The sequence below is a fragment of the uncultured Brevundimonas sp. genome (assembly GCF_947305955.1).
Lineage (GTDB): Bacteria > Pseudomonadota > Alphaproteobacteria > Caulobacterales > Caulobacteraceae > Brevundimonas.
The window spans coordinates 1-5,032 of the sequence record NZ_CAMZFB010000084.1 but is presented as its reverse complement, the minus strand read 5'-3'; the positions used below and the strand labels follow the sequence as shown (position 1 = coordinate 5,032).

General features: G+C 62.2%; 5 protein-coding genes and 1 tRNA gene. 1 reads left to right on the top strand and 5 read right to left on the bottom strand.

Annotation, left to right across the window (positions count from 1 at the left end; translation table 11 throughout):
• From Q0Y42_RS13915 to Q0Y42_RS13900, 4 genes are all read right to left on the bottom strand, one after another.
• A partial coding sequence (locus Q0Y42_RS13915) for a class I tRNA ligase family protein (protein WP_297804974.1) occupies window positions 1-415 on the bottom strand: 415 nt, incomplete at its 3' end.
• Window positions 416-528: 113 nt separating this feature from the next.
• The gene (locus Q0Y42_RS13910; protein WP_297804969.1) at window positions 529-1,077 is read right to left on the bottom strand and encodes a DUF2497 domain-containing protein; all 549 of its coding nucleotides are present in this window, start codon (window positions 1,075-1,077) and stop codon (window positions 529-531) included.
• Between the two features lie 180 nt (window positions 1,078-1,257).
• The gene (locus tag Q0Y42_RS13905; RefSeq protein ID WP_297804966.1) at window positions 1,258-2,838 is read right to left on the bottom strand and encodes a TolC family outer membrane protein; all 1,581 of its coding nucleotides are present in this window, start codon (window positions 2,836-2,838) and stop codon (window positions 1,258-1,260) included.
• A 155-nt stretch (window positions 2,839-2,993) separates the two neighbouring features.
• Entirely contained in the window at window positions 2,994-3,623 is a 630-nt protein-coding gene (locus Q0Y42_RS13900; protein WP_297804963.1) for a protein-L-isoaspartate O-methyltransferase, read from the bottom strand.
• Window positions 3,624-3,751: 128 nt separating this feature from the next.
• Here Q0Y42_RS13900 and Q0Y42_RS13895 point away from each other — a divergent pair.
• Window positions 3,752-3,825 (top strand) — tRNA-Cys (locus Q0Y42_RS13895).
• A 208-nt stretch (window positions 3,826-4,033) separates the two neighbouring features.
• Here the strand turns inward: Q0Y42_RS13895 and Q0Y42_RS13890 are convergent.
• Window positions 4,034-4,846, bottom strand: coding sequence for an RNA methyltransferase (locus tag Q0Y42_RS13890; protein WP_297804960.1), 813 nt, complete (start codon window positions 4,844-4,846; stop codon window positions 4,034-4,036).
• Window positions 4,847-5,032: the final 186 nt, after the last annotated feature.

The following is a 5,032-nucleotide window of genomic DNA, read 5'->3' as shown; positions in this document are numbered from 1 at the left end:
AGTCGCACGATGCGCCCAGACGGCGCAGTTGGCGGATGATGTTGCCACCCGACTCGGCCTTCCACTCCCACACCTTCTCGACAAAGGCGTCACGGCCCATCTCGCGGCGGCCCGGTTGGCCTTCGGCGGCCAGCTTGCGCTCGACGACCATCTGGGTGGCGATACCCGCGTGATCGGTGCCCGGCAGCCAGAGGACGGCCTTGCCCTTCATGCGGTTATAGCGGGCCAGAATGTCCTGAAGCGTGTTGTTCAGGGCGTGGCCGATGTGCAGGCTGCCCGTGACGTTCGGCGGCGGGATGACGATCGAATAGGCTTCGGCAGCGCCGTCAGTCTTGGGGGCGAACAGCCCGCTCTCTTCCCACTGTGCATACAGGCGGGGCTCGGCGGCCTTCGGATCGAACGTCTTCTCAAGCATGGTCATGTCTTTGTCTCTAGCGCGATGGACGCGCCGAGTGGGATAAATAACAACAGAAAAAGGCGGCCCCGCCGGAGCCGCCCCCTTCATTTAATCTCAGGCGAAGCCGAGGGCTAGCTCGCACTGCGTGCGATGCGCTCTACTTCCTTACGAACTTCACGTTCGACAATGGCCGGAAGGTTGGCATCCAGCCACGATTTCAGCATCGGGCGCAGCATTTCGCGGACCATACCCTCGACGGTGTTGCCGCTGTCAAACGGCAGGTCTTGTGCCGGTGCCGCCGAAGCCGGACGACCGACAGCCGCCAGACCGGCAAAGGCATTGGCTGCCTCGGCTGCCGCTGCATCGCTGACCAGTGCGTCATCGATGGCGACAGGGAAGTCACCGATCGACGGTTCCGGTTCCGGCTCGACGATCGGCGGGCTGACCTCTAGGTCCCCGATAGTTTCTGCCGCCGGAGCCTCATACGGCTCGGTCAGTTCGAGAACCTCTTCCTCGACCTCCGGGCCGATCACAGGCTCCGGAGCCGTAACCGCTTCAGCGACCGGCTCGGGAGCGGCCTCTGCTGCGGTTTCAGCAGGCGCGTCATCTTCAGAGATAATCCGGCGGATGGACGCCAGAATCTCTTCCATTGTCGGTTCCTGAGCGGTCTGATCAGTCATGTCGGGCCTTGGCTAGCTGATGTCAGCAAACTGTCGTCACGAAAGCAGAAACCATAAGTTTTAAGAAAACCGGAATCTACAACGCACGCGTCAGTTGTTACCAACCTAGGTGGCACCATCGCATGACAGAATCAACGGTCCTTTTTCCCTTTGCGGGGGATGACGGACCGAAACCGGACCTTAGTCGCCGCGCGAAGTGCGGACGATTTCGCCCTTCAGCTCGCGGTCAACCGGCGCATCCTCGACGTCTTGGGTCGGGGTGATGCGCGGCGAACCGATAGCATCAATGGCCTCAACCACACCGTCCCACGGCAGAGCGCCACGGTTGCGAACGGCATTATAGTTGTCCTCGGCGCTATAGACCGCCAGCGTCGGATCCAGTTCCGGACCCGTCAGGCCACCCATAGCCGACAGCAGCTGGGCCTGAGCCACGTAATAGTTGCGACGGGCCGAGGCCAGCGCCACCTGCGCGCTGCGCAGTTCGACTTCCTGGTTCAGGACGTCCAGCGTGGTACGCAGACCCACTTGGGCTTCCTGACGGACACCTTCGGCAGCGACCGAGGCGGCGCGGACGGCCTGCTCGCCGGCTTCCAGCGACGAGCGGGCCGACAGGGCTTGGGCGTAGGCCGAGCTTACAGCCTGCAGCACCGAGCGGCGTTGGCCTTCGATGTTGATCTGGGCAGCGTTGGCACGCTCCAGAGCCTGCGCCACACGCGAGCGGTTCAGGCCGCCGGTGAACAGCGGCACCGACACCTGTGCGCCTGCGCTGAAGCTGGTGTTGGCCGACAGGTCGGCATTGGTGAATTCGTTGGAGGTGCCGCCGTACGACGCCGTCAGACGTGCAGTCGGACGGTATTCGGCGCGGGCAGCGGCCACATTGGCCTCTGCGGCTTGCAGTTCATACTGGGCACCCAGAATGGCCGGATTGTTGGCCAGTGCCGTATCCAGCGCCAGATCGAAATCGCTCGGCACGTTCGGCAGCGGCGGCAGCGCTTCCAGATTCGACGGCGATTGCCCGACATAGGTGGCGTAGGATGCGCGCGACACCGACAGCTGGGCCTGAGCCTGTGCCAGATCGGATTCCGACTGGGCCAGACGCGCTTCGGACTGGGCCACGTCGGTACGGGTGATCTCGCCCACTTCAAAGCGGGCGTTCGATTCTTCGAGCTGGCGGCGCAGAACCTGCAGGTTTTCCTGACGGACGCGCAGGATTTCCATGTCGCGCAGAACGTCGGCATAGGCCTGAATGACGTTCAGCATCACGCCCTGCTCTACCGAGCGAAGGTTCTCGCGGCCAGCAAGGATGTTGGCATCCGCAGCCTTGATAGCGTTGGTGGTACGGCCACCCGACCAGATGGTCTGCGACAGCTGGACGTTGGCGTTCAGGGAATCGGTTTCACGCGAGCCACCCGTCACCGTGGTGGTGCCCGGGATGGTGCCCGTGGCGTCGGCAATGCCGTCGCCATTGGTATCGATCGGAATGATGGTCGACGGCGACGTCATCACCACACGGTCGGAATCAGTGTGCTGATAGTTGGCACCGCCCGAAACGCTGATGGTCGGGCGAAGGCCAGCGCGGGCCTGAACCGTAGTTTCGTCAAGAGCACGCTGGTTGGCGCGCTGGGCCAGCAGCGTCGGGTTGGTCCGATAGGCCAATGCCACAGCATCGCGCAGTGATTCCGCAGAGGCGGGAGCAACAGCACCGCCTGCAATCAAGGCTACCACTGCCACCGAGGCCAAAACGCGCGAGCGATTCAACATAAACCTGTTCCTGACTGCCCCGAGATCAGGGCCACCCTTTTGTAATCCTAGGTTGGCGTAAATGGGCGCAACGGCCCATCTACGCCAGTTAAGTTTTTTTCACGCACAGAACGCACAGGTCCGTCGTTCGCTGCGTCGAGAAATTAAACTCGGCCTTAGAGGGCGAAGGCCGGAGCCGGTGCCAGTTCGGCCAGAAGATCAGGCGTCGCATCGAACAGTTCACGACGCGAGACACCCTCGGCACCCTTCACATAGACAACAGCCTTGCCGATCGGACCCGAACGCTCGACGACGACCAGACGGCCACCGTTTGCCAGCGCGGCGATCCAAGCATCCTGACGTACCGGAACAGCGGCTTCAGAGATGATGACGTCATAGCCTTCGCCGACCGGCTGGCCCAGCGGCGCAACCACGGTTTCAACACCGTAGTCAGCCAGGGCCGCGCCCGTGACGTCGAACACGTCCTGAACCGAATCCTGAGCCGTGACCTTGAGGCCGACCTTGGCCAGCACAGCCGCAGCATACGGAGCGGCGATAGCCAGAGCCTTTTCGCCAGCCTTGGCTTCGGCACCTTCCAGCAGCTTGCCCATATCGCGCGGCAGCATCAGGCGGCGGCCAGCGGCCACTTCCGGCATTACATCCGCATACGCAGAAAAGGCGCGCTCTGGCGACACAAAGCGCTCGCGTTCGACGCTACCCATTGCGGCGTGCAGTTCGCGGTTCGTGACGTCATTTACGCGGACCTGGCTGTCCACCATGACCTTGCGAGCGGCGGCGAAATCCATGTTTCGGTGTCCTTGAAGGCGACTAAGGCAAAAAAATCTGCCGCGCTTATAAGACTCTACGTTGCGAACCGCAAACTAATCAGGTAGTCACCCCTTCCTCGCAGCAACGCAGTGCCCCTCGGGGTAACGGCCTGATGGCGGAGTGGTGACGCAGAGGACTGCAAATCCTTGCACCCGGGTTCGATTCCCGGTCAGGCCTCCACTGCTGCAGAGACCAAAGGAACCCCGCTACGGCGGGGTTTTCTTTTGCCTGAAACTCAATCCTCTAGCTGGCAGAAGTCAGAGCGGTCGAAAGCAGCCGCAAGGCGCAGCACAGGGCCAACGTTCGGCATCCCGATCGACCTTCATTGCCTTGTTGGATTCGGCGCGGCTCTGTCGAAAGGCGGTGAGCGCGCCACCAAAGTCCAAGCCTAGCCAAATACCAGATGGTGCAATGCCACCGCGCTGGTCGCCGCCACGTTCAGAGAATCAAAGCCTCCGGCCATTCTGATTCCCACGGGCGTACAGCTCTCGATCACCGACTGGGGAAGGCCCGGTCCTTCCGAGCCCAATAGAATCGCCGTGCGGACCTTTGGCTTGTACTGGCTCAGCTGCATTGTGGCCGACGGGGTGAGCGCCAGAACCTCATACCCCCTCGCCTTCAGACGCTCGACGATGTCGGACGCCGCCCCTACCCGCGCCATGGGCGTGCGAAGCACAGCCCCCACCGATACGCGGATCGCCTTGCGATAAAACGGATCACAGCACGCCGAATCCATCAGGACGGCTTCCGCGCCAAACGCAGCCGCGTTGCGGAAAATGCCGCCCATATTGTCGTGATTACCGATTCCGCTGGCGACCACCAGAACCGTCCGCTGCGAATCCCGCGCTTCGATTCCATCCAGCAAGCCGTCCATATCGACCGCCTGCGGCTTTCGCCCCAGCGCCAGTATCCCCCGATGCAGGTGAAAGCCCGCGATCTGGTCCAGCATATCCTGCTCGGCCACATAAACAGGCACGCTTTCCGGCAGGCGTGACAGCAAGGAGGCCAGCCCTTCCCACCGCTTTTGCGCGATCAGAACCGACACCGGCTCGCACAGGCTGGCCGGCGAACACAGGACATTCAGCACCACCTCGCCCTCGGCGATGAACAGGCCATCGCGCCCCGTCAGGTCCCGTTCCTTCACATCGCGAAAAGGCTGAACGGCGGGATGGTCGGCACTGGTAACGAGGATCGGCGTCATGCCCCCTAACCTAGCGCACAGGGCGCGTTACACAGTGAATGAAATTTCCGGACCATTTCTGCATTTTAGCAGTTGCAAAACCCGAAACCTCGCTGCTATACGCGCCTCTCCCTCGGGGCAATGTTCCGCGGGAGCTCAGTGGTAGAGCAGCCGACTGTTAATCGGCTGGTCGTAGGTTCGAATCCT

Bases quoted from the DNA above. Each gene is read 5' to 3' on its own strand.
- Q0Y42_RS13900 (WP_297804963.1), bottom strand. From the start codon at position 3,623: ATGGATTTCGCCGCCGCTCGCAAGGTCATGGTGGACAGCCAGGTCCGC.
- Q0Y42_RS13890 (WP_297804960.1), bottom strand. From the start codon at position 4,846: ATGACGCCGATCCTCGTTACCAGTGCCGACCATCCCGCCGTTCAGCCT.
- Q0Y42_RS13905 (WP_297804966.1), bottom strand. From the start codon at position 2,838: ATGTTGAATCGCTCGCGCGTTTTGGCCTCGGTGGCAGTGGTAGCCTTG.
- Q0Y42_RS13910 (WP_297804969.1), bottom strand. From the start codon at position 1,077: ATGACTGATCAGACCGCTCAGGAACCGACAATGGAAGAGATTCTGGCG.